This window comes from Nocardia sp. NBC_00511, from assembly GCF_045161165.1.
GTDB lineage: Bacteria > Actinomycetota > Actinomycetes > Mycobacteriales > Mycobacteriaceae > Nocardia.
Genome location: NZ_CP107849.1, coordinates 7,066,383 through 7,086,355, shown reverse-complemented (window position 1 = coordinate 7,086,355; position 19,973 = coordinate 7,066,383). Strand labels below are relative to the sequence as shown.

Annotated in this window: 17 protein-coding genes; 11 read left to right on the top strand and 6 right to left on the bottom strand. The window is 67.2% G+C overall.

From position 1 onward, the window contains the following. The first annotated feature begins 159 nt into the window (after positions 1 to 159). Entirely contained in the window at positions 160 to 1,035 is an 876-nt protein-coding gene (gene rfbA, locus OG300_RS32865; RefSeq protein ID WP_405487746.1) for a glucose-1-phosphate thymidylyltransferase RfbA, read from the top strand. A gap of 2 nt (positions 1,036 to 1,037) precedes the next feature. Continuing rightward, positions 1,038 to 1,631 (top strand): dTDP-4-dehydrorhamnose 3,5-epimerase family protein, encoded by a 594-nt coding sequence (locus OG300_RS32860; RefSeq protein WP_405487744.1) that lies wholly within the window; start codon positions 1,038 to 1,040, stop codon positions 1,629 to 1,631. A 188-nt stretch (positions 1,632 to 1,819) separates the two neighbouring features. Here OG300_RS32860 and OG300_RS32855 read toward each other — a convergent pair whose 3' ends face one another. Continuing rightward, a complete protein-coding gene (locus tag OG300_RS32855; RefSeq protein ID WP_405487742.1) occupies positions 1,820 to 3,286 on the bottom strand; it encodes an MFS transporter in 1,467 nt (488 codons plus the stop codon). A gap of 86 nt (positions 3,287 to 3,372) precedes the next feature. Between OG300_RS32855 and OG300_RS32850 the strand changes: the two genes are divergently transcribed. After that, positions 3,373 to 3,807, top strand: a complete 435-nt coding sequence (locus OG300_RS32850; RefSeq protein ID WP_405487740.1) for a MarR family transcriptional regulator — start codon at positions 3,373 to 3,375, stop codon at positions 3,805 to 3,807. Here the strand turns inward: OG300_RS32850 and OG300_RS32845 are convergent. Together OG300_RS32845 and OG300_RS32840 are read right to left on the bottom strand one after the other, a co-directional pair. Continuing rightward, on the bottom strand, positions 3,804 to 4,676 hold the full coding sequence (locus OG300_RS32845) for a helix-turn-helix domain-containing protein (RefSeq protein ID WP_405487738.1): 873 nt from the start codon (positions 4,674 to 4,676) through the stop codon (positions 3,804 to 3,806). The two genes, OG300_RS32850 and OG300_RS32845, sit on opposite strands and share 4 nt — an antisense overlap. Before the next feature lie 104 nt (positions 4,677 to 4,780). Next, positions 4,781 to 5,368, bottom strand: a complete 588-nt coding sequence (locus OG300_RS32840) for a DUF4282 domain-containing protein (RefSeq protein WP_405487736.1) — start codon at positions 5,366 to 5,368, stop codon at positions 4,781 to 4,783. Positions 5,369 to 5,708: 340 nt separating this feature from the next. Here OG300_RS32840 and OG300_RS32835 point away from each other — a divergent pair, with 340 nt between their 5' ends. The 3 genes from OG300_RS32835 (at position 5,709) to OG300_RS32825 (ending at position 10,038) form a co-directional block, all read left to right on the top strand. After that, entirely contained in the window at positions 5,709 to 6,188 is a 480-nt protein-coding gene (locus tag OG300_RS32835; RefSeq protein WP_405487734.1) for a hypothetical protein, read from the top strand. A 477-nt stretch (positions 6,189 to 6,665) separates the two neighbouring features. Then, positions 6,666 to 9,002: a molybdopterin-dependent oxidoreductase gene (locus OG300_RS32830; protein ID WP_405487732.1), complete on the top strand. Its 2,337-nt coding sequence runs from the start codon at positions 6,666 to 6,668 to the stop codon at positions 9,000 to 9,002. Between the two features lie 418 nt (positions 9,003 to 9,420). After that, the gene (locus OG300_RS32825) at positions 9,421 to 10,038 is read left to right on the top strand and encodes a pyridoxamine 5'-phosphate oxidase family protein (RefSeq protein ID WP_405487730.1); all 618 of its coding nucleotides are present in this window, start codon (positions 9,421 to 9,423) and stop codon (positions 10,036 to 10,038) included. A gap of 22 nt (positions 10,039 to 10,060) precedes the next feature. Here OG300_RS32825 and OG300_RS32820 read toward each other — a convergent pair whose 3' ends face one another. Further along, the gene (locus OG300_RS32820; protein WP_405487728.1) at positions 10,061 to 10,516 is read right to left on the bottom strand and encodes a GtrA family protein; all 456 of its coding nucleotides are present in this window, start codon (positions 10,514 to 10,516) and stop codon (positions 10,061 to 10,063) included. Positions 10,517 to 10,587: 71 nt separating this feature from the next. On the opposite strand from OG300_RS32820, the gene OG300_RS32815 reads away from it, so the two are divergent. Then, positions 10,588 to 12,066: an FAD-binding protein gene (locus OG300_RS32815; RefSeq protein ID WP_405487726.1), complete on the top strand. Its 1,479-nt coding sequence runs from the start codon at positions 10,588 to 10,590 to the stop codon at positions 12,064 to 12,066. Further along, the gene (locus OG300_RS32810; RefSeq protein ID WP_405487724.1) at positions 12,063 to 12,824 is read left to right on the top strand and encodes a decaprenylphospho-beta-D-erythro-pentofuranosid-2-ulose 2-reductase; all 762 of its coding nucleotides are present in this window, start codon (positions 12,063 to 12,065) and stop codon (positions 12,822 to 12,824) included. Before OG300_RS32815 ends, OG300_RS32810 begins: the two co-directional genes overlap by 4 nt. Positions 12,825 to 12,893: 69 nt before the next feature. On the opposite strand, the gene OG300_RS32805 is transcribed toward OG300_RS32810, so the two are convergent. Continuing rightward, positions 12,894 to 13,850 carry an NAD-dependent epimerase/dehydratase family protein gene (locus OG300_RS32805; RefSeq protein WP_405487722.1) on the bottom strand — a complete coding sequence of 319 codons (957 nt, stop codon included), beginning with the start codon at positions 13,848 to 13,850 and terminating at the stop codon, positions 12,894 to 12,896. A gap of 150 nt (positions 13,851 to 14,000) precedes the next feature. On the opposite strand from OG300_RS32805, the gene OG300_RS32800 reads away from it, so the two are divergent. From OG300_RS32800 to OG300_RS32790, 3 genes are all read left to right on the top strand, one after another. Then, positions 14,001 to 15,941, top strand: a complete 1,941-nt coding sequence (locus tag OG300_RS32800) for an arabinofuranosyltransferase (RefSeq protein WP_405487720.1) — start codon at positions 14,001 to 14,003, stop codon at positions 15,939 to 15,941. A gap of 208 nt (positions 15,942 to 16,149) precedes the next feature. Then, positions 16,150 to 18,018, top strand: coding sequence for a glycosyl transferase (locus OG300_RS32795; protein ID WP_405487718.1), 1,869 nt, complete (start codon positions 16,150 to 16,152; stop codon positions 18,016 to 18,018). Positions 18,019 to 18,184: 166 nt separating this feature from the next. Then, positions 18,185 to 18,388 (top strand): cold-shock protein, encoded by a 204-nt coding sequence (locus tag OG300_RS32790; RefSeq protein WP_405487716.1) that lies wholly within the window; start codon positions 18,185 to 18,187, stop codon positions 18,386 to 18,388. Positions 18,389 to 18,446: 58 nt separating this feature from the next. Here the strand turns inward: OG300_RS32790 and OG300_RS32785 are convergent, their stop codons facing one another. Next, on the bottom strand, positions 18,447 to 19,964 hold the full coding sequence (locus OG300_RS32785) for a serine/threonine-protein kinase (protein ID WP_405487714.1): 1,518 nt from the start codon (positions 19,962 to 19,964) through the stop codon (positions 18,447 to 18,449). Between the last annotated feature and the right edge of the window lie 9 nt (positions 19,965 to 19,973).

Sequence of the window (19,973 nt, the reverse complement as noted above, 5' to 3'; positions counted from 1 at the left end):
CTGACATCTCACATAGCTTCGTTTCAGAAGACCATGGGAACGTGACCTACACAACAGTTATCGACCGATTCGCATGGCAATAAACGATCGTGATCTGTTCGCCGTCCAGTCGGAACCTGGCCGCTTCCCACGGCGGCCGTACTGGCAGACTCTCCTGTCATGCGCGGAATCATCCTGGCCGGGGGCACCGGATCGCGGTTGCACCCGATCACGCGCGGGGTGAGCAAACAGCTGGTCCCGGTGTACGACAAACCGATGGTGTACTACCCACTGTCCACCCTGATGCTCGCGGGCATCCGCGACATCCTGGTGATCACCACCCCCGAGGACAACGCGGCCTTCACGCGTCTGCTCGGCGACGGCAGCAGCTTCGGGGTGTCCATCTCCTATGTGGTGCAACCCGAACCCGACGGGCTGGCCCGCGCGTTCGTACTCGGCGCCGACCACATCGGCACCGACACCGCGGCACTGGTGCTGGGCGACAACATCTTCCACGGACCCGGCCTGGGCACCAAGCTCGGCGAATTCCAGGACATCGACGGCGGGGCGGTCTTCGCCTACCGGGTCTCCGACCCGACCGCCTACGGCGTCGTCGAATTCGCCGACGGCAAGGCCATTTCCATCGAGGAGAAGCCGGTCGTCCCGCGCTCGCACTACGCCATCCCGGGCCTCTACTTCTACGACAACGACGTGCTGGCCATCGCCCGCGACCTGAAGCCTTCCGACCGCGGCGAATACGAGATCACCGATATCAACCGGACCTACCTCGAACAAGGCCGGTTGCAGGTGGAGGTGCTCGCCCGCGGGACCGCGTGGCTCGACACCGGCACCTTCGACTCGCTGCTGGACGCCGCCAACTACGTGCGCACCATCGAGGAGCGACAGGGCCTCAAGATCGGGGTACCCGAGGAAGTGGCCTGGCGCCTGGGCTTCATCGACGACGATCAACTCACCCGCCTGGCCGAACCGCTGGTGCGTTCCGGATACGGAAAGTACCTGCTGGGTCTGCTGGATCACGGGCGAAGCTGGGAGTAGGCATGCGGATTCGGGAATTGGCCGTACCGGGCGCGTGGGAGTTCACACCACGCCTGCACGGTGACGAGCGCGGGGTCTTCTACGAGTCGTTCAAGGCCTCGGAGTTCGAGAAGGCGGTGGGCCGCCCGTTCGACCTGCTGCAGGTCAATATCTCGACCTCGGCCGCGGGCGTGCTGCGCGGCATCCACTACACCGAGAATCCGCCCGGGCAGGCCAAATACGTGACCTGCGTGCGCGGCGCGTTCCTGGACGTGGTGGTGGACCTGCGCCGCGACTCCCCGACCTTCGGGCGGTGGGACGCGGTGGTGATCGACGATGTGGAACGCAAGTCGGTGTTCCTGGCCGAGGGACTGGGGCACGCGCTGCTGTCGCTCGAGGACGATTCGACGGTCAACTACCTGTGCTCGCTGGAGTACTCCCCCGAATTCGACCGGGATCTGGACGCTTTCGACCCGGAGCTGGCGATCGAATGGCCGACGGTGGGCCGCAACGGCGAACCGCTGAGCTTCAGTCGCTCCGACAAGGACGCTGCCGCACCGCGCCTGGCCGAATTGAAACTGCTCCCCCGCCTCCCCGAAACTTCAGCGGGCGGCTGAGTGCCGTTACCCGTCCCACACCCGTGCCGACGGTCAGGCGCCGAACCGATTTTGGACGTCCCCGGCAAGTTACCCCGATCCTTGCGAAATCTGTTGTTACGCCACTGAGGCGCACCGTGAGTTACGGTGCGCCTCAGTGCTTTCCAGGTGACCGACCCCGTGTGAGCGGCGGGACCGGCCGATGACGCCTACCCGACCAGCTCGACCTCCAGCTCCTTGTTCTCCTCGCGGCGGGCGCGCCGCTTGGGGAGGAAGACCGTGAGGGCGACCAGCGCGCCGACGATGGCGACACCGGCGGCGAACTCCAGGCCCGGGCGGTAGGTGTCGAGCATGGCCTGCGGGGTGGCCTGGCTGGGCACGTTCGAGGTGACGATGGCGGTGGTCACCGCGAGGATGATGGCCGCGCCGACCTGCATGGCGGTCTGCAGCACACCGGCCGCCAGCCCCTGTTCGTCATCGTCGATGCCGCTGGTGGCCTGAATGTTGATGGCGGGGAAGCCGACCCAGCCGATGCCGACCAGCAGCACGGCGGGCAGCAGCACCGCCAGGTAGCCGGGTGCGGTGTCGATGCGCAGGTACAGCAGGTAGCCGATGGCCATCACCGTCATGGTGACGGCGATGATCGGGCCGGTGCCGAAGCGGTCGACCAGCTTGTCGGAGACGAAGGCCGAGGCGACCACCAGCAGACCGACCGGCAGCAGCGCCATCGACAGCTTCAGCGGCGACCAGCCCAGGGTGTCCTGCAGGTACAGCGTGGTGATGAACTGCCAACTGAAGTACGAACCGGCCACCGCGATGATGGCGAGGCTGGCCCGGACCAGGCTGGCCTTGCGCAGGATGCCGAGGCGCACCAACGGGTACTTCACCTTGTTCTCGGTGTAGACGAAGGCCGCGCCGAGCACGATCACCGCGGCGAACGAGCCGAGGGTGCGCGCCGAGGTCCAGCCCGCCTGCGGTGCGGAGACCACGGTGTAGACCAGCAGCAGCATGGTGGCGGTCGAGAGCAGCGCGCCGATCAGGTCGTGGCCGCCCTCTTCGGCGGGCTTGTCCTTGGGGACCAGGAACCAGGCGGCGGCCAGCGCGGCCAGCGCGACGGGCACCGGGAGCAGGAAGGTCCAGCGCCAGCCGAGGCCGGTCATCAGACCGCCGAAGAGCAGGCCCATGGAGTAGCCGCCCGCGCCGAACACGGTGTAGATGGACAGCGCCTTGTTACGGGCCGGTCCCTCTTGGAAATTCGTGGTGATGATGGACAGTCCGGTCGGCGCGGTGAACGCGGCGGCCAGGCCCTTGATGAAGCGGGTGAGGATCAGCAGCGCGGGCGAGCTGACCAGGGCGCCGCCTAGCGAGGCGATCGCGAAGATCGCGAGGGCGATCAGGAACACCTTGCGGCGGCCCAGCAGGTCCGCGGTGCGGCCGCCGAGCAGCAGCAGGCCGCCGTAGCCGAGCACGTAACCGCTGACCAGCCACTGCAGGGTGGAGGTCTGAATGTGGAGTTCGGTACCGATGGAGGGCAGTGCCACACCGATCATGGAAACGTCGAGGCCGTCGAGGAACAGCACGATGCACAGGGTGATGAGCATGCCCCAGAGCCGGCCGGTCCACTGGGTGGAGTCGGCCGCATTGCTCACTGCGGGGCGGGTCTCGGTGGAAGTCACGAGAGAGGACAGTACATGCGTATGCATCAAATGCACAAGCATTTAATGCAGTTGCATGAGTTGGCTCGCGGGACTAGGATGGCGACATGCCGAAGCCGACAATGCCTGTCGAGCGGCCCACGGAAGCGATTTCGAAACCCGTCGGGCTGGTCGCCGAATGGCGTGATCTGCTCGCCCGGCACGCGACGACCTCCTGCGCCCTGGAAAAGGAACTGCAAGGTCGCCACCAGATCGGGCTCAGCGAATTCGAAACCCTCGACCGGCTCGTCGAAACCGGGAGCGACAGCTACAAGATGGCCGATCTGGCCTGCGATATCTATCTGAGCCAGAGCGCACTCTCGCGCACCGTGGCCCGGCTCGAGCGCGAGGGCCTGGTCGACCGCACGCTGTGCACCGAGGACCGGCGCGCGATCTTCGTCTGCCTCACCGACAAGGGGCGCGAACTGCACACGCAGGCCGCGCCCACCCATCGCGAGGTGCTGGCCCAGACCCTGACCGAGCCGGAACCGGCCGACGGCTAGAGCGCGGCGCGGATCGACTCCAGCGCCGGAAGTACGTCCACCGCAATGGAACTCACGCCGGAGAAGGCGTCGCGGTAGCGTTCCACATCCGGCTCCTTGTCCAGATACGAAGAGCCGGTGAGGGATTCCACGTAGACCACCGGTGGTTCGGTGGGTTCACCTGCGGCAGTGGGGAATTCGAGCAGCACGAAGCGGCCCGCGTCCATGCCGTGGTGGTAGCCGCATTCGGCGGGCAGCATCCGCACCCGAATATTGGGCAGCTCGGCCAGCTTGCGCAGCCGGTCGAGCTGACCGCGGGCGACCTCGTCGCCGCCGATGCGATGCCACAGCACCGCCTCGGAGATCACCACATCCAGCTGCAGCGGCGAAACGGCGCGGGTCAGCAGCGACTGCCGGGCCGTGCGCACCCGCACGCGGCGGTCCATCTGCTCGGCGGAGATGCCGGGGAACGCGCCCGCGAACACCGCCCGCATGTACTGCTCGGTCTGCAGCAGACCGGGGACCAGCTCGTTCTCATAGGTGGTGAGCCGACCGGCGGCCTCCTCGAGCCCGATGTAGACCTCGTACCCCTCGTCGATCACCTCGCTGAACTCGGTCCACCAGCCGCGTGACTTGGTCTCGCGGGCCAGCGTGGTGAGCGGTTCGATGGCGTCCTCGGCCGCGCCGTAGATGCGGCACATGGCCTCGACGTCCAGGCTGCGCAACGAGGTCTGACCGGTCTCGATGCGCCAGATCTTGGCCTCGGACCATTCCAGCCGCTGCGCGGCCACCCGGGTCGTCATTCGCGCGCGATTTCGCAGGTCGCGCAGGTGTCGTCCGAGTTGCCGACGTGGCACGGTCGATCCGGTAATCCCCTGCGGTAGAGCCATTCGTCCCCCTATAACAGTGTTGCGATCGCATTCTCGCACAGGAAAACTCAGGGATCCATGGACGCGAGACGCGCCGGATGACCGGATCTCGGCCGCTCCGCGGGCTACTTGCGGGGCGACTTCTTTCGGAAGCGCCAGAACTGAACAGCCTGAACGTCTTTCGAAAGCTGGTTGACCGGTTCCGCCACATCCGACAGGGCCTGGAACAAATCGTCGGCCATATCGGAGATGTGCTCGACCCGGGCCGCCAGCCGCGAGGCATTGAGCACGAACTCCAGCAGCAGCCGCACCACGGCGGCGATCACCAGCCCCAGCGGTACCGCGAACACCAGCGCGAACACGATGCCGAGCCAGGCCGAAATCCGCCACAGCCCTACGGTTCCCACGATCGGAATCGTGAAAGCCGCGGCCAGGCCCAGCAGATAGGCCAGTGGCAGCAGGGTGCGGGTGGCGGAGCGGTGGAACTGCAGATCCAGCAGCCCCCGAATGGCGTCGACACTCCAGGAGCCGAAAGCGCCTGGGCTGGAGAACGGTTCGACCGGCTCCTCCGATACTTCGTCCTCGGCGATACGACGGGACATGCGACGGGTCGCCGCCTCCTTGAAGGCGGCCCAGCGGCCTTCGGCGAGGAGCTCGTCGAGTTCGTCGACCTCCTCGATCTCGGCTGACTTTCCGCCCGATTGGTCGGCCATGCCGACGATCTCCTCTCCCACAGCCCTTTTGGGCCGTCTCAGTGTGTCCGGTAACGCTCGGGCCGCGTACACCGAGAGAGTGTGTTGTAGAACACGTCTCGGCGCGGTAGCAGGTCACGGCGAAACAACCGACCGCCAGCGCCCTTGACGGTGAAGACGCTGGACAGCCACCCCTGGAACAGGGATTTGTCACTACTGCGCCACCGTCACTATCGGGTCAAAACGGACCGCAGGGATGACGGTCTGGGACACAAACGAACTCGAGCGAAAAAGATCGTGTAACAACCCGGACCCTTTGCTGCGATACGTCGCACAGAGCAGGAACCAGATCTACCGGGGAATGGAGAATCCAGTGCGTACGACGTTTTCGTCAGCCGTTGCGGAATCCGTGCAGGAGTACACCCAGCGCGGCTGGACGGTCGCCGAAACCGCCAATGGCATCTGCCTGATCACCGACGAGTCGGTATCGGGCATCGAGGTCACCGGCGAGACCGCCGCTTTCGTGCGTCGCTTCCTGCGCGCCAACGACCTGACCGGACCGGTCATCGAGTTCCCGGGCGCCGAGCGTCGCGAGATCCACCTGGTCACCGGCGTTCGCAAGGCCGCCCGGGCCATCGAGGCCCTGCGTGAGGCCGGCATCACCGTGTACACCGACGGCGCGGGCATCCCGCTGCCGCCGAGCAAGCTTTCCGCCGGTGCGGCCTGCTGGGGCGTCGCCCCGCACGAGGCCCGCTGGATGCCGCCGGTGGTCGCGATCGCCGCGGCCGTCCGCGCCGCCGCCAAGGGTGCCCTGCCCCAGGCGTCGCGCATCGCGTCCTGACCGCATAACCGACCACGCGAAACCCGCGAGTGCACCCCGGCGCTCGCGGGTTTTGTCGTCTGCGGGTACAAACGTTGCAAAATCAGAGATAACGGACATAACGCCTGGCAGAACGCCGGTGGCGAACGAATTGCCCGGCGCAGCACGAAACAGACCGGCGCTCAGCGCGAGAACTGCGACCTGACCCAGCAGGAACCAGCTGTGGGCCCGGAGGCAAAGGTCGGGACGGTCGTCGGGAGCCACCGGGGAAGCCGCTCCCGGACAGCTCGTCCGGACCCCCCGATCCTGTCAAGACCAGCGCGCTTCGGCGATGGTGACGCGCTCCAAGATTCGGCCCGGAAACTGACCGGACCGCACAAGCCCCCGAATCTCAGGTCCCGGCCGCGCCGGATCCCACCGATCCCACCGAAGTCGCACCCGCCGAATCCCGGCCCGCCGAAGTGTTTCGCCCGGAGGTGTCGCGGGCGATCATTGGGTATGACCGACGTCACGGACAGCCACCGGACACTGCTGCGCACCTGCCCGCTCTGCGAGGCGGTCTGCGGCCTCGAACTCACCCTCGATTCCGCCGACCATGTGGTGTCGGTGCGAGGTGACCACGCCGACCCCTTCAGCAAGGGGTTCGTGTGCCCCAAGGGCGCGACCCTCGGGCACCTCGACGAGGATCCCGACCGGCTGACCACGCCGATGATCCGCGACCGGGCCACCGACACCTGGCGGCGGGCGAGCTGGGACGAGGCGTTCGGCGTCATCCGGGAGCGGTTGCCGCAGCTCACCGCCGCGCACGGCAACCAGGCGGTGGGGCTGTACCTGGGAAATCCCAACGCGCACACCATCGCCGGGGCGCTGTACGTGCCGCTGCTGATCCGCGGGCTCGGCACCGGCAACCTGTTCTCCGCCAGCACCGCCGACCAGATGCCCAAGCAGGTGTCGAGCGGGCTGATGTTCGGGGATCCGCTCACCGTGGCGGTGCCCGACCTGGATCGCACCGACTACCTGCTGATGCTGGGCGCGAATCCGCTGGAATCCAATGGATCCCTGTGCACCGCACCGGATTTCCCCGGTCGGCTGCGGGCGTTGAAGAAGCGTGGCGGGCGGTTCGTGGTGGTGGATCCGCGCCGCACCCGCACCGCGAAACTGGCCGACGAGCACCTGTTCGTGCGCCCCGGCAGCGATGCGTACCTGCTGTTCGGGATCGTGCACACGCTGTTCGCGGAAAATCTCGTCGACGTCCGGGTGTCCGTCAACGGACTCGACGAAGTGCGCGCGGCCGCAGCCGCTTTCGATCCTGAGACGGTCGCGGTGCGCACCGGCGTCCCGGCCGCGACCGTGACCCGGCTGGCCCGGGAACTGGCCGCCGCGCCGACCGCCGCCGTCTACGCGCGCATCGGCACCTGCACCGCCGAATTCGGCACGCTCACCCAGTGGCTGGTCGACGTGATCAACGCGCTGACCGGCAACCTGGACTCCCCCGGCGGGGCCATGTTCGCGACCGGCGCGGCGCTGGGCATCGTACGCTCCCGGCCGTTCCGCCTGGGCCGCTGGACCAGCCGGGCGCGCGGGCTGCCCGAGGCGATGGGCGAGCTGCCGGTCGCCACCCTCGCCGACGAGATCCTCACCCCCGGATCGGGGCAGATCCGGGCCATGGTGACCGTCGCGGGCAATCCGGTGCTGTCCGCGCCCAGCGGGTCCCGGCTCGATGCCGCCTTCGCCGGACTGGAATTCATGGTCAGCGTGGACCGGTACCTCAACGAGACCACCCGGCACGCGGACGTCATCCTACCGCCGCCCCGGATTCTGCAGGCCCCGCACTACGATTTCGCGCTGCTCAACTTCGCTGTGCACAACTACGCGCGCTACTCCCGGCCGCTGGTGCCGCTGGCCGCGGGCGAGCTCTCGGAGGCGGAGGTGCTGGCGCGGCTGGCGCTCGCGGTGGCGGGGCAGCAGTCGCAGCCCGCCGACTCCGATGCGCCGCAACTGGATCCGCTCACCGTGGTGGACGAGATCGTGATCGCCGGAACGCTGCACAAGGCGGGGCTGGCGCACCGTCGCGCGGAACTGCTGGGCGACAACACCACCGAGCAGCGCATCGACCTGATGCTGCGGCTGGGGCCGTTCGGCGAGTGGAGCGGCACGGCCGAGAAGGCTGTGGATGAAACCGATTCCGGCACCGGCGCGAGCGTATCCACAGGAGTGTCGGCGGCTGTGGATGAAGACGCTGTGGACACTGTGGATGAAATCGAAGATCCGGCGCAGCGCTGGCGGGGTCGGCTGAATCTGCAAGCGCTGCTGGACAATCCGCACGGGTTGGATCTGGGTCCGCTGACGCCGCGGCTGCCGGAGGTGCTGCGGACCGCGTCCAAGCGGGTCGAGCTGGCGCCGCCGGAACTGCTGGCCGACGTGGCGCGGCTGCGCGAGCGGCTGGGTTCCGAGCAGCCGGAGATGGTGCTGGTCGGGCGGCGGCAGCTGCGCTCCAACAACAGCTGGCTGCACAATGTGCCGCCGCTGGTTGGCGGGTCGAACCGCTGCACGCTGCACATTCATCCACAGGACGTGTCGCGGCTCGGGCTGGAGGGACGGGCGGTGGTGAAGTCCGCTGCCGGGGCGGTGACGGTGGAGCTGGAGCCGACGGCAGACATCATGCCGGGGGTGGTGAGCCTGCCGCACGGCTGGGGACACGAGGACAGCGCGCAGGGGGTGGCGCGGGCGCATGCCGGGGTGAATGCCAATGTGCTGACCGATGATTCGCTGGTGGACGCGCCTTCGGGAAACGCGGTGTTCAACGGGGTGCCGGTGACGCTCACCCGCGGGTGAATCGAATGGCTCACCGAGTAATTGACAGACCTTTCGGTTTCTAAATTTCAAGTACCGAAGATCGGCCGCTGCTAGGGGGATGGCGGCGGCCGATTCCGGCAAAAGGCATCGCATTTCGCGGAACGCCAGAATGCGAAATCCCCATGCCACCAGGGGTTCTGACCGAACGACGGTCGGCGACCTCGGTCAGCATCCTCGCAGCTAAGGGACGAATGACCCTTGTGGACAATTTCATTCGGGAGGATCCTCGCTCAGGGAAGGATCACCGGGCGTCTGCGGATTCGTCTCTACCAGGAGCGATGGTCCGAAGAAATGGATTCGCCCCACGAAAATAGTTAAACCGTATAGGATTTCGGATGGCCATAGCTCATGGCCGAGCCTTCTCCATCCGGTATCCAGCTACCAAAGGGGGCGCCCGATGCCCGATTCCAGACACGGCAGCGACGGCGAGCGGGAACTCCAGGAGCGCTACGGCACCGAGGAACGCGCGGAGCGCTTCTACCACGATCAGGTGCGAGATCGCCTCAATACCCACATGATCGACTTCATCCGCCGCATGGATATGGCCTTCATCGCCACCGCCGACAAACACGGTGAATGCGATGCCAGTTTCCGCGCCGGCTCCCCCGGCTTCCTGCACGTGATCGACGAGCGCACGGTGACCTATCCCGAGTTCCGCGGCAACGGCGTGATGGCCAGCCTCGGCAATATCCTCGAGAATCCGCACATCGGCATCATGATGATCGACTTCGTGCACGATCTGATCGGTCTGCACCTCAACGGCACCGCCCGCATCGTGGACGATTCGCTGATGCGGCGCTGCGTGCCCGATCTGCCCGCGCAGGCCCGCGGCCGGGTGCCGGAGCGCTGGGTGGTGGTGGATGTGGAAGAGGCGTATATCCACTGCCGCAAGCACATTCCGCATCTGGTGCCCGCGCAGCGCGAGGACCGGCAGTGGGGCACCGACAATGTGCGCGCCAAGGGCGGCGACTATTTCCGGGCGAAGGAAGACGCGGGCGCGCTCGTCGAATCCTGAATCGATACCGCCCGAGTTCCGACTACTTGATCTTGAAGATCACCACGCGCTGCACGATGAAGTTGATCACCGTGGCCGTGCCCTGCGCGACGCAGAACGCGATGAAGATCCGCCACCAGGCATCCGGCATCGCGTAGTAGCAGATCTGGTTGATGCCGACCTGCAGGGCGAAGGTCACACCATAGAGCGCGACCACCGCGATGAACCGCTTGCGGCTCGGCTCCGCCTTGAAGGTCCAGCGGCGGTTGATCAGGTACGCGGTGGTGGTGCCCGCGATGAAGCTGATGGATTTCGCCACCGGCAAAGGCAGGCCGACCAGTTTGAACAGCAGCGTGTAAAGGCCGAAGTCGACGATCGCGGAAAGCAGGCCCGTCGCGGCGAAACGAATGATCTGGGTCTTCAGATCAACGTCCGTACCACCCGGTTCGTCGACCAGGGGCAGCTCGGGCGGCAGGGGCAGATGGGGTTCCGCGGTCACAACGCAGAAGAGTAATGCCCGGGACAAAGGACACAAGCCTCGAGCCGTTTATGCCTGTAGCCTCTATGCCGATGTCCACGAAAGCTCAGACCACCACCACGGCCGCCGCGGAGCCCAGCTCCGCAGGCGAGGGCGAGGGCACAGCGTCGCAGGGGTCCTTCGACCTGCCGACGCGGACCCGCCGCTTGACCGGCTGGGGTCGCACCGCACCCAGTAATTCCGAAGTCCTCTCCACGAGCGACCCCGAGCTGATCGCCAAAGCGGTCGCCATGGTCGCCGAGGACAACGACGCCAAGCCTCCGCACCTGCGCCGCGGCGTCATCGCGCGCGGGCTCGGCCGGTCCTACGGTGACCACGCCCAGAACTCGGGCGGCCTGGTCATCGACATGCCCGCGCTCAACCGTGTGCACCGCATCGACCGCGATTCGCGCCTGGTCGATGTGGACGGCGGCGTCAGCCTGGACCAGCTCATGAAGGCGGCCTTGCCGTTCGGGCTGTGGGTCCCGGTGCTACCCGGCACCCGGCAGGTCACCATCGGCGGCGCCATCGCCTCCGACATCCACGGCAAGAACCATCACAGCGAAGGCTCCTTCGGCAACCACGTGCGGTCGATCGACCTGCTCACCGCCGACGGCAAGGTCCAGACCATCGGACCGAAGAAGAACGCGAAGCTGTTCTGGGCGACCGTCGGCGGCAATGGCCTGACCGGAATCATCCTGCGCGCCACCATCGAGATGATCGCGACGGAAACCGCGTACTTCATCAACGACGGTCTCAAGACCACCACGCTGGACGAGACCATCGCCGCGCACAGCGACGGCAGCGAAGCGAACTACACCTACTCGAGCGCGTGGTTCGACGTGATGAACGCGCCGCCGAAGCTGGGGCGCGCCACCATCACTCGCGGTCGGCTGGCCAAGGTCGACGAGCTGCCGAAGAAGAAGCAGGCCAACCCGCTGAAGTTCGACGCACCGCAGCTGCTGACGGTGCCGAACATCTTCCCGAGCATCACCGCCAACCGGCTCACCCTGGGCGCGGTCGGCGAGGCGTACTACGCCATGGGCGGCACCTACACCGGCAAGGTGCAGAACCTGACGCAGTTCTACCACCCGCTCGACATGATCGCGGAGTGGAACCGGGCCTACGGTCCGGCCGGATTCCTGCAGTACCAGTTCGTGGTGCCGACCGACGCGGTCGAGGAATTCAAGAAGATCATCGTCGATATTCAAGCGTCCGGGAACATTTCGGCGCTCAACGTGTTCAAGCTGTTCGGCCCCGGTAACGCGGCCCCGCTGAGCTTCCCGATGCCGGGCTGGAACATCTGCTGCGACTTCCCGATTCGACCGGGCCTCAACGAGCTCGTCACCGAATTGGACCGCCGTGTCATGGAATTCGGCGGACGTCTCTACACTGCCAAGGATTCGCGGACCACCGCGGAAACCTTCCACAAGATGTACCCGCGGATCGACGAGTGGATCAAGATCCGCCGGAGTGTGGACCCCACAGGCGTTTTCATGTCCGATATGGCGAGAAGGCTGGAGCTTCAGTGATCAATGCGGTAGGCAACCCGCAGTCCATTCTGCTGTTGGGCGGCACCTCGGAGATCGGCTTGGCGATCTGCGCCGAGTACCTGAAGAAGGGTCCGGCCCGCATCATCCTGGCCGCGCTGCCGGGTGACCCGCTGCGCGAGGATTCGGTCGCGCTGATGAAGTCCGCCGGCGCCACCGAGGTGCAGGTCATCGACTTCGACGCGGTCGACACCGACAGCCACCCCGCCGTCATCGACGCGGCCTGGGCCAGCGGCGACGTCGACGTGGCCATTGTCGCGTTCGGCATCGACGGCGACGGCGAGGCCTTCTGGCAGGACCAGCGCAAGGCCGTCCTGATGGCCCAGATCAACTACACCGCCGCGGTTTCCGTGGGTGTGCTGCTGGGCGAGAAGATGAAGGCGCAGGGCTTCGGCCGCATCCTGGCCATGTCCTCGGTCGCCGGTGAGCGGGTGCGCCGCTTCAACTTCGTCTACGGCTCCACCAAGGCGGGCCTCGACGGCTTCTACCTGGGTCTCGGCGAGGCGCTGGCCAAGTTCGGCCCGCGCGTCACCGTGATCCGGCCCGGCATGGTGCGCACCAAGCTCTCCGCGCACGCCAAGGAGAACGGCCTGACCGTGAACAAGGAGGACGTCGCCGTCCTCGCGGTCGCCGCGTCCGAGAAGGGCAAGGAAATCGTCTGGGCCCCGGGCACTTTCCGCTACGTGATGATGATCCTGCGCCACGTCCCGCGCCCGATCTTCCGCAAGCTGCCCATCTAGGGTTCGATTCTCACCGCGAATGCCGCGCCCGATCACGGGCGCGGCATTCGTCGTTCCGGGCTGCCCGGATCAGGCGGTACGGGTATCGCGCAGGATGGTTTCCAGCTCGGAATACCTTGGCTTCCAGCCCAGTTCGGTCCGCGCCCGGGTGGCGTCCACGATCAGCACTGCGGGTTCCGGGACGGGCGGGTTGTGCACCACCGGAACTCGTCGGCCGGTGACCTGTTCGGCGGCGGCGACCACGTCCAGAATGCTTGCGCCCCGGCCGCTTCCGATGTTGTAGCGCAGCGCCTCGCCGGGCGCGGGCAGGTTGTCCACAGCCGTGACGAAGGCTGTCGCGGCATCGGCGACGTGCAGATAGTCCCGGACTGCGGTGCCATCCCCATTGATCCCCAGGGGTTCTCCGGTCGCGGCGGCGGCCAGCACCCGTGGAATCAACCGGGTCGGATCACGGTCGTCACCGCCGGCCAGGTTCGGTAGGCGGAGGATGATCGCCCGCGATGCCCCGGCGCGCGCCTGCGCCTCCACCACCGATTCCGCCACCAGCTTGCTGCTGGCATAGGGGTGCGGCGGGTCCGCCGACAGGTCCTCGGTCATCGGCTGCCGATCCGGCGAACCGTAGACGGCACACGTCGAGGAGAACACCAGGCCCTCGACCCCTGCGTCCGCCATCGCCGCCAGCAGTGCCTCGGTGCCACCCACATTGACGTCGTAGTAGCCCACCGGATCGGCGAAGGACTCGCGGGCGCGGGTGAGCCCGGCCAGATGGCAGACGACATCCACACCGGTCACGGCCGCCCGCAAGGTATTTCGATCCAGCAGATCGGCCACCCGGACCTCGGCGGCACCCGGGATCTCGACGACCTCGCGGTGCACCATCGCGATCGGGTGATGGCCTGCCGTCCGCAACGCCGCGACGACCTCGCGGCCGAGATAGCCGCCCGCACCGGTCACCAGCACCCGGCGACCGCCACGCCCCGGGTGATCGTCATGATCCAGCCGCTCACGGCCGGGTACTTCCACCATGGCCCGAACGCTACCGTGCGCACGGGCGCACGATCGACGGCCGTCAGCGGGCGCACAGCGGACTCGTCGGCTCCCGTGGCGGGGCGGGGGCGGGGGAAGTGGTTAGGCTGACGCGCGGTCCATGGACACGAGCGCGGAGGCAGGGTGCGGATGAGCGAGCGGGCGAGTGGGCGGTTGACGCCGCTGGCGCGGCAGGCCGGTGGAGCCGTCGGTGAGGCGGTGCTCGCCGCCGTGGTCGCGGCGCTCGTGGCCGGGGTCGGGCTGGTGGCGTTCTCGACGGTGAAGTGGCCCGCGTTCAACTCCTCGAATGTGACTCGGTCGCTGACCACCGTCGGGCAGTGCGTGGCGTTGGGGATGCTGGTCGTGTCCGTGCTGCTGCTGCGCGCGCACAAGTGGGGATGGCTGGCGAAACTGCTTTCCTGGGGCGGGATTTCGGCGTTCGTGACGGTGACGCTGGGGATGCCGCTGGCCGCCACCAAGCTGTATCTGTTCGGGCTGTCGGTGGATCAGGAATTCCGGACGCAGTATCTGACGCGGCTGACCGACAGTGCGGCGCTGCACGATATGAACTACGCCGAGATTCCGCCGTTCTACCCGGCCGGGTGGTTCTGGTTCGGCGGGCGCTTCGCGGCGCTCACCGGGATGGCCGGGTGGGAGGCGTTCAAGCCGTACGCGATCATCGGGCTCGCGGTGGCGGCGGCCATCGCACTGGTGTTGTGGTCGAAGCTGATTCGCGCGGACTGGGCGGTCGCCGTCGCGGCCGCGACCACGGCGGTCACGCTGGCCTACGGCGCTCCGGAGGCCTACAGCGCGGTGCTGACGCTGCTGCTGGCCCCCGCGCTGGTGCTGGCCTGGGGTGCGCTGCACCGACCGGGCGAAGTGCGCGGCGCGGCGGAAGCGGGGGCGCCGACCGCTGGCGGCTGGGGTGCCGTCGTAGGAGCGGGTCTGTTCCTAGGGCTGGCTGCCACCTTCTACAGCCTGTACTTCGGTGTCGCCGTATTCGCCGTCTGCCTGATGGCCTTGATCGCCGCGGCGCTGGCGGTGCGCGCCTCCGGGTCCTGGCGGGCGATCGTGCCGATTCTGTTGCGGCTCATCGGAATCGGTGTCGTCGCGGGCGTGCTCGCCTTGACCGTGTGGACGCCGTTCCTGCTGAAGTTCCTCAGCGGCAAGGCAAGTCTCGGGTCCGGCAGCGCGTTCCACTACCTGCCGGAATCCGGGTCGCGGCTGCCACTGCCCATGTTCGACTTCGACCCGCTGGGAATGTTCTGCCTGATCGGGACCATCTGGCTGGTGTTGCGGGCGGCCGGTTCGCGGCGGGCGCAGGCGCTCGGCATCGGTGTGGTCGCCATCTACCTGTGGTGCCTGCTGTCGATGGCGGCGACCGCGGCGGGGACCACGCTGCTGGCGTTCCGGCTGGAAGCGCCGCTGTACGCATTGCTCGCGGCGGCGGGTGTGTTCGGATTCGCGGAGGGGGCGCGGGCGATCTACCAGACGCTCAACGAACCCGGGCGATTCCGGATCGCGGCCGCGGTGGTGGCGGTGGCCGGGGCCGTCTCCTTCAGCCAGGGCATCCCCAATGTCCTTGCGACGGAAATCAATACGGCCTACACCGATACCGACGGGAACGGGGAGCGGGCCGACAAGCGACCGCCGTCGGCGGTGTCACGCTATGCGGAGATCGACGCGAAGCTGCGCGAGCAGACCGGGCGGGCGCGGGATCAGAGTGTGGTGCTGACGGCGGACACCAGTTTCCTGGCGATCTACCCGTACTACGGATTCCAGGCGCTCACCTCGCACTACGCGAACCCGCTGGCGCATTTCGCGGACCGCACCGCCGAGATCCAGCGCTGGAGCACCCTGAAGACGCCCGCGGAGTTGCTGGACGCGCTGAACCACACACCGTGGCGGGCACCCGACGCGTTCCTGTTCCGGGCCGCCGGGGACAGCTACACGCTGCGGCTGTCGCAGGACGTGTATCCCAACGATCCCAACGTGAAGCGGTTCACCGTCGCGTTCCCGAAGTCGCTGTTCGACGACGAGCACTTCCGGGTCAGCGAGATCGGACCGTTCGTGCTCGTGGTGCGGCGCTAGCGGAATTCGCCTGTGGCACAGGTCACATGCAATGCGACTCGCCGTATGTCGTGATACGAGAACGAGATATGGATCACTTATGCACAGAATCGGGTCTATTGCTGTGGATAACGCATCCTTTCTGTGGATAACTCCTCGACTTGCCAGTGCGATCTCAGCCCGAGGCGGTAGCGTGGGCCGCTGATTGCGAGGCACCAAGGAGTTACGTGTGACACAGGGGTGGGTTACCGATCGGGGGAATGACAGCGGTTCGCCGGTAGCGGTTCTCGACCGCGCCGTCGCGACGCCGTCCGCGCCGAGCGAGACCACACGGCTACAGCGGGTCGCCCGCCGCATCCGGCGGGCGCGTGCCGACCTGATCGTCGCCCTCGGCTACCTGTCGCTGGCGGTGCTGGTGCTGTCCGGGCAGTGGCGCAACACCGGCAGCGGCTATCTGATCAAGAGCGGCCAGGATCAGACCATGTGGGAGTGGTTCTTCGCGGCCACCGCGCACAATGTCGCGCACCTGCAGAATCCGCTCGGCACCACGCTGCAGAACTATCCCGACGGCGTGAACATGATGGCCAACACCGCCATGTTCGGGGTCGGGGTGCCGCTCACCCCGGTGACCCTGTTGTTCGGGCCGACCGTCACCTTCGTGCTGGTGCTCACCCTGGGGCTGTCGGCCACCGCGTTCGCCTGGTACTGGCTGTTCTCGCGGGAGCTCGTCGACTCCAAATTCGCTGCGGCCGTTGCTGGTTTGTTCTGCGGGTTCGCGCCCGCCATGATCTCGCACGCCAACGCGCACCCGAATTTCGTACTGCTGGCACTACTTCCGCTGATCGGCTTGCAGATCATCAAGATGGTGCGGCGCGCGAACTCCGCCACCGAGCCGCGCCGGGCGCGCAGGCTGCGGGACGCGTTCGTGCTCGGCCTGCTGGTCGCCCTGCAGATCGCGCTGGGTGAGGAACCGCTGCTGGTGTTCTCGCTCGCCTTCGCGGTGTACGGGATCGTCTACTACCTGCACTCCCCCCGTGCCGGACTGCGCGCACTGCGCACCATCACCCCGACGCTGCTGCTGGCCGGGCTGATCACGCTGGCGCTCACCGAGATTCCGCTGTGGTGGCAGTTCTTCGGGCCGCAGTCCTACCGGTCCATCGACCACGGGCCGATGAACAACGACCTCAAGGCGCTCTACCAGTTCCCCTCGGAATCGCTGGGCGGGATGTTCGCGCCCGGGCAGAACGTGGCCATCAATCCCACCGAGGAGAACGCGTACTTCGGCTGGCCGCTGCTGATCGTGGTGACGGTGGCGTGCGTGCTGATGTGGCGCGAACGCGTGGTGCGGGCCGCGGCGACGGTGATCGTGGCGTTCACGGTGCTGTCGCTGGGCGCGACCCTGATGATCGGGCACCACAACACCGGCATCGGCCTGCCGTGGCGGCATCTGGAGAATGTGCCGCTGCTGGATTCGGTGCTGGAGTCCCGGTTCACCATGGCCGCCGTGCCGGCCGTCGCCGTGGTGTTGGCGCTGGCCACCCAGCGCGCCCTGGACTATTGGAAGGTGTCCGCGGCCGACTGGCGGCCGCTGGCGCTGTTCGGCGCACTGGTATTCGCGCTGCTGCCGCTCACCCCGACGATTCTGCCGGTGGTGCAGCGGCCGGCTACGCCCGCGTTCTTCACCGATGGCACGGTGCGACAATACGTTTCGGGTGGTTCGGTGGTGATCGCGCCGCCGCCGACCCCGCCGGACGCGCGCGCACTGCACTGGCAGGTCGACTCCGGATTCCAGTTTCCGCTCGCCGGAGGCTATTTCGTCGGCCCGACCGGCACCTCCAAGAAGGGCCGCTACGGGCCCGACGACCGGCCCACCGCCAGCCTGCTGATGAAGGCGCAGCAGGCCAACAAGGTTCCGGTGGTGGACGACATCGCGCGCGCCCAGGCGCTGGTGGATCTGCGCTACTGGCATGCCGATGTGGTGGTGCTGCCGCCGACCGACAACGGCGACACGCTGAGACTGACCGTCGATCAATTGCTCGGGTTTCCCGCGAAATACGTCGACGGTGTGTGGCTCTGGGACGTCCGTGACCTGGTCTGAAGCCGCTGCGGATGCCCCGACGTCAATGCACCGGGTTCCGGCCGGTCGGCGCGGGTATGGGGACCCCGGTCGCGCACCGTGCAACAGGCATGGCATAGTTAACGCCGAGAACGGGCTTCTTACCAAAATTTGCCTGGCTCATCAATAGAAAAGAAGTAGTAACAGCATGGCTCAAGGCACTGTGAAGTGGTTCAACGGCGAAAAGGGCTTCGGCTTCATCGCGCAAGACGGAGGCGGCCCGGACGTCTTCGTGCATTACTCGGCTGTGAGCGGCTCGGGTTTCAAGTCCCTCGATGAGGGCCAGCGTGTCGAGTTCACGGTCGAGCAGGGCCAGAAGGGCCCGCAGGCCCAGGACGTCCGCGCCATCTAGTTCCGCGCGAACTTGCGAAACGCTTCGCACCGGCAACGGTGCGGAGCGTTTTTGCGTTTCAGCGGGTCGGCGACTGCCGCGTGTAGGTCGCGCCGTTGTAGTCGGTGTTGGAGTCGGCCACCCGCTTCAGGGTCTGCGACCCGGCCACGGTGCTCAGGGTCAGCGTGGTGGTGCTCGCGGGCACACAGCCCGAATCACTGCCTGCCGTAGCGCGGGTCGGGCCCATCGTCACGGTGGTCGGCGAGGCTACCGTGCCCAGGGCCGCCGTGTACGCGCAGTGCAGATCGGCGCTGGGGATGTCCTGCGTCAGCGTGAAGATCGTGTCGCCGACCTGACCGTCGGTGATGGTGAGGCGATAGTCGCCGGTGCCCGACGGACCGGTCTTCGCGGCCCACGAGCCGATGAAGTCCGCCGGGAGGTGGCCCGGAGTCACCGGACGGACGTTGTCAGCGGGAGATCGCAGGGCGAAGTAGGCGGCGGTCGCGCCCACCGCGACGACGAGGGCGACGGCGGCTGCCACGAGCCCCGGATGCGCTCGGCGACGCCGTGATTCGACGGGAGCGGGTGGTGCGGTATTCGGCGGTGCGGTGTTGGGCGGGGCGACGGCCGTGGGGAACACCGCGGTCGCGGGGAACGCCACCGGGCCGGACGGCGAAGGCGTCGGCGGACGGTCCGGATACCGCACCGGTCCCTGACCGTTCGGCGGCGCGAACCCGGCCGGTCCGGGTCCTCGGTACGGGACTCCGTCAACGGCGGCGCGGACGGCGGCCACGAATTCCGTGCAGGTGGTGAAGCGCGCGTCCGGATTCTTGGCCAGGGCACGATCGAACACTTCATCCAGTGCCCGAGGCAGATCCGGCCGCACCCGCGACAACCGCTGCGGCGCCAGCTGCGTGTGCGCGTACACCCACCCCAGCGGATTCGTCGCGGTGTATGGCCGCTGATCACTGAGCAATTCGAACAGCGTGCACGCCAGCGAATACTGATCGGACTGCGGGCACGCCGGTTGCCCCGACATCTGCTCCGGCGACGCGAAAGCGAAAGTGGCAGCGATGTTCCCGGTCGCGGTGACCACGGTGTCGTCGTCCCGCAACCGCGCGATCCCGAAGTCGGTGAGCAGCACCCGCTCCCCCCGCTGATCCTCCGGCGCGGCCAGCAAGATGTTGGAGGGCTTCACATCCCGATGCAGCACGCCCTTCCCGTGCGCGTAATCGAGCGCGGTGGCGATCTCCCCCGCGATGTGCACGGCCCGCCCCGGCGCCGCCCCACGCACCGACGAGGCATCCCGCCCCTCGATGTACTGCATGGAAATCCACAGCACCTCGTCCACCACACCCCGGTCGTACACGGTGACGATGTTCGGATGATCGAACCGCGCGGTGATATCAGCCTCCCGCTGAAACCGCCGCCAGGTATCCACCCCCGCCGAAACATGGTCCCGATCGAGCACTTTCAACGCGATCAACCGAGGCAGCCGAGGATGCTGAGCCACATAAACCGTCCCCGACCCCCCGGACCCGATCCGCCGCTGAATCACATGCCCGGCGACCACCTCACCCGGCCGAAGTCCCGCCATGCTGCCTCA

Bases quoted from the DNA above. Each gene is read 5' to 3' on its own strand.
- OG300_RS32815 (WP_405487726.1), top strand. From the start codon at position 10,588: ATGTCCACGAAAGCTCAGACCACCACCACGGCCGCCGCGGAGCCCAGC.
- OG300_RS32835 (WP_405487734.1), top strand. From the start codon at position 5,709: ATGGAGAATCCAGTGCGTACGACGTTTTCGTCAGCCGTTGCGGAATCC.
- OG300_RS32840 (WP_405487736.1), bottom strand. From the start codon at position 5,368: ATGGCCGACCAATCGGGCGGAAAGTCAGCCGAGATCGAGGAGGTCGAC.
- OG300_RS32800 (WP_405487720.1), top strand. From the start codon at position 14,001: ATGAGCGAGCGGGCGAGTGGGCGGTTGACGCCGCTGGCGCGGCAGGCC.
- OG300_RS32785 (WP_405487714.1), bottom strand. From the start codon at position 19,964: ATGGCGGGACTTCGGCCGGGTGAGGTGGTCGCCGGGCATGTGATTCAG.
- OG300_RS32860 (WP_405487744.1), top strand. From the start codon at position 1,038: ATGCGGATTCGGGAATTGGCCGTACCGGGCGCGTGGGAGTTCACACCA.
- OG300_RS32825 (WP_405487730.1), top strand. From the start codon at position 9,421: ATGCCCGATTCCAGACACGGCAGCGACGGCGAGCGGGAACTCCAGGAG.
- OG300_RS32850 (WP_405487740.1), top strand. From the start codon at position 3,373: ATGCCGAAGCCGACAATGCCTGTCGAGCGGCCCACGGAAGCGATTTCG.
- OG300_RS32805 (WP_405487722.1), bottom strand. From the start codon at position 13,850: ATGGTGGAAGTACCCGGCCGTGAGCGGCTGGATCATGACGATCACCCG.
- OG300_RS32790 (WP_405487716.1), top strand. From the start codon at position 18,185: ATGGCTCAAGGCACTGTGAAGTGGTTCAACGGCGAAAAGGGCTTCGGC.
- rfbA (WP_405487746.1), top strand. From the start codon at position 160: ATGCGCGGAATCATCCTGGCCGGGGGCACCGGATCGCGGTTGCACCCG.
- OG300_RS32845 (WP_405487738.1), bottom strand. From the start codon at position 4,676: ATGGCTCTACCGCAGGGGATTACCGGATCGACCGTGCCACGTCGGCAA.
- OG300_RS32830 (WP_405487732.1), top strand. From the start codon at position 6,666: ATGACCGACGTCACGGACAGCCACCGGACACTGCTGCGCACCTGCCCG.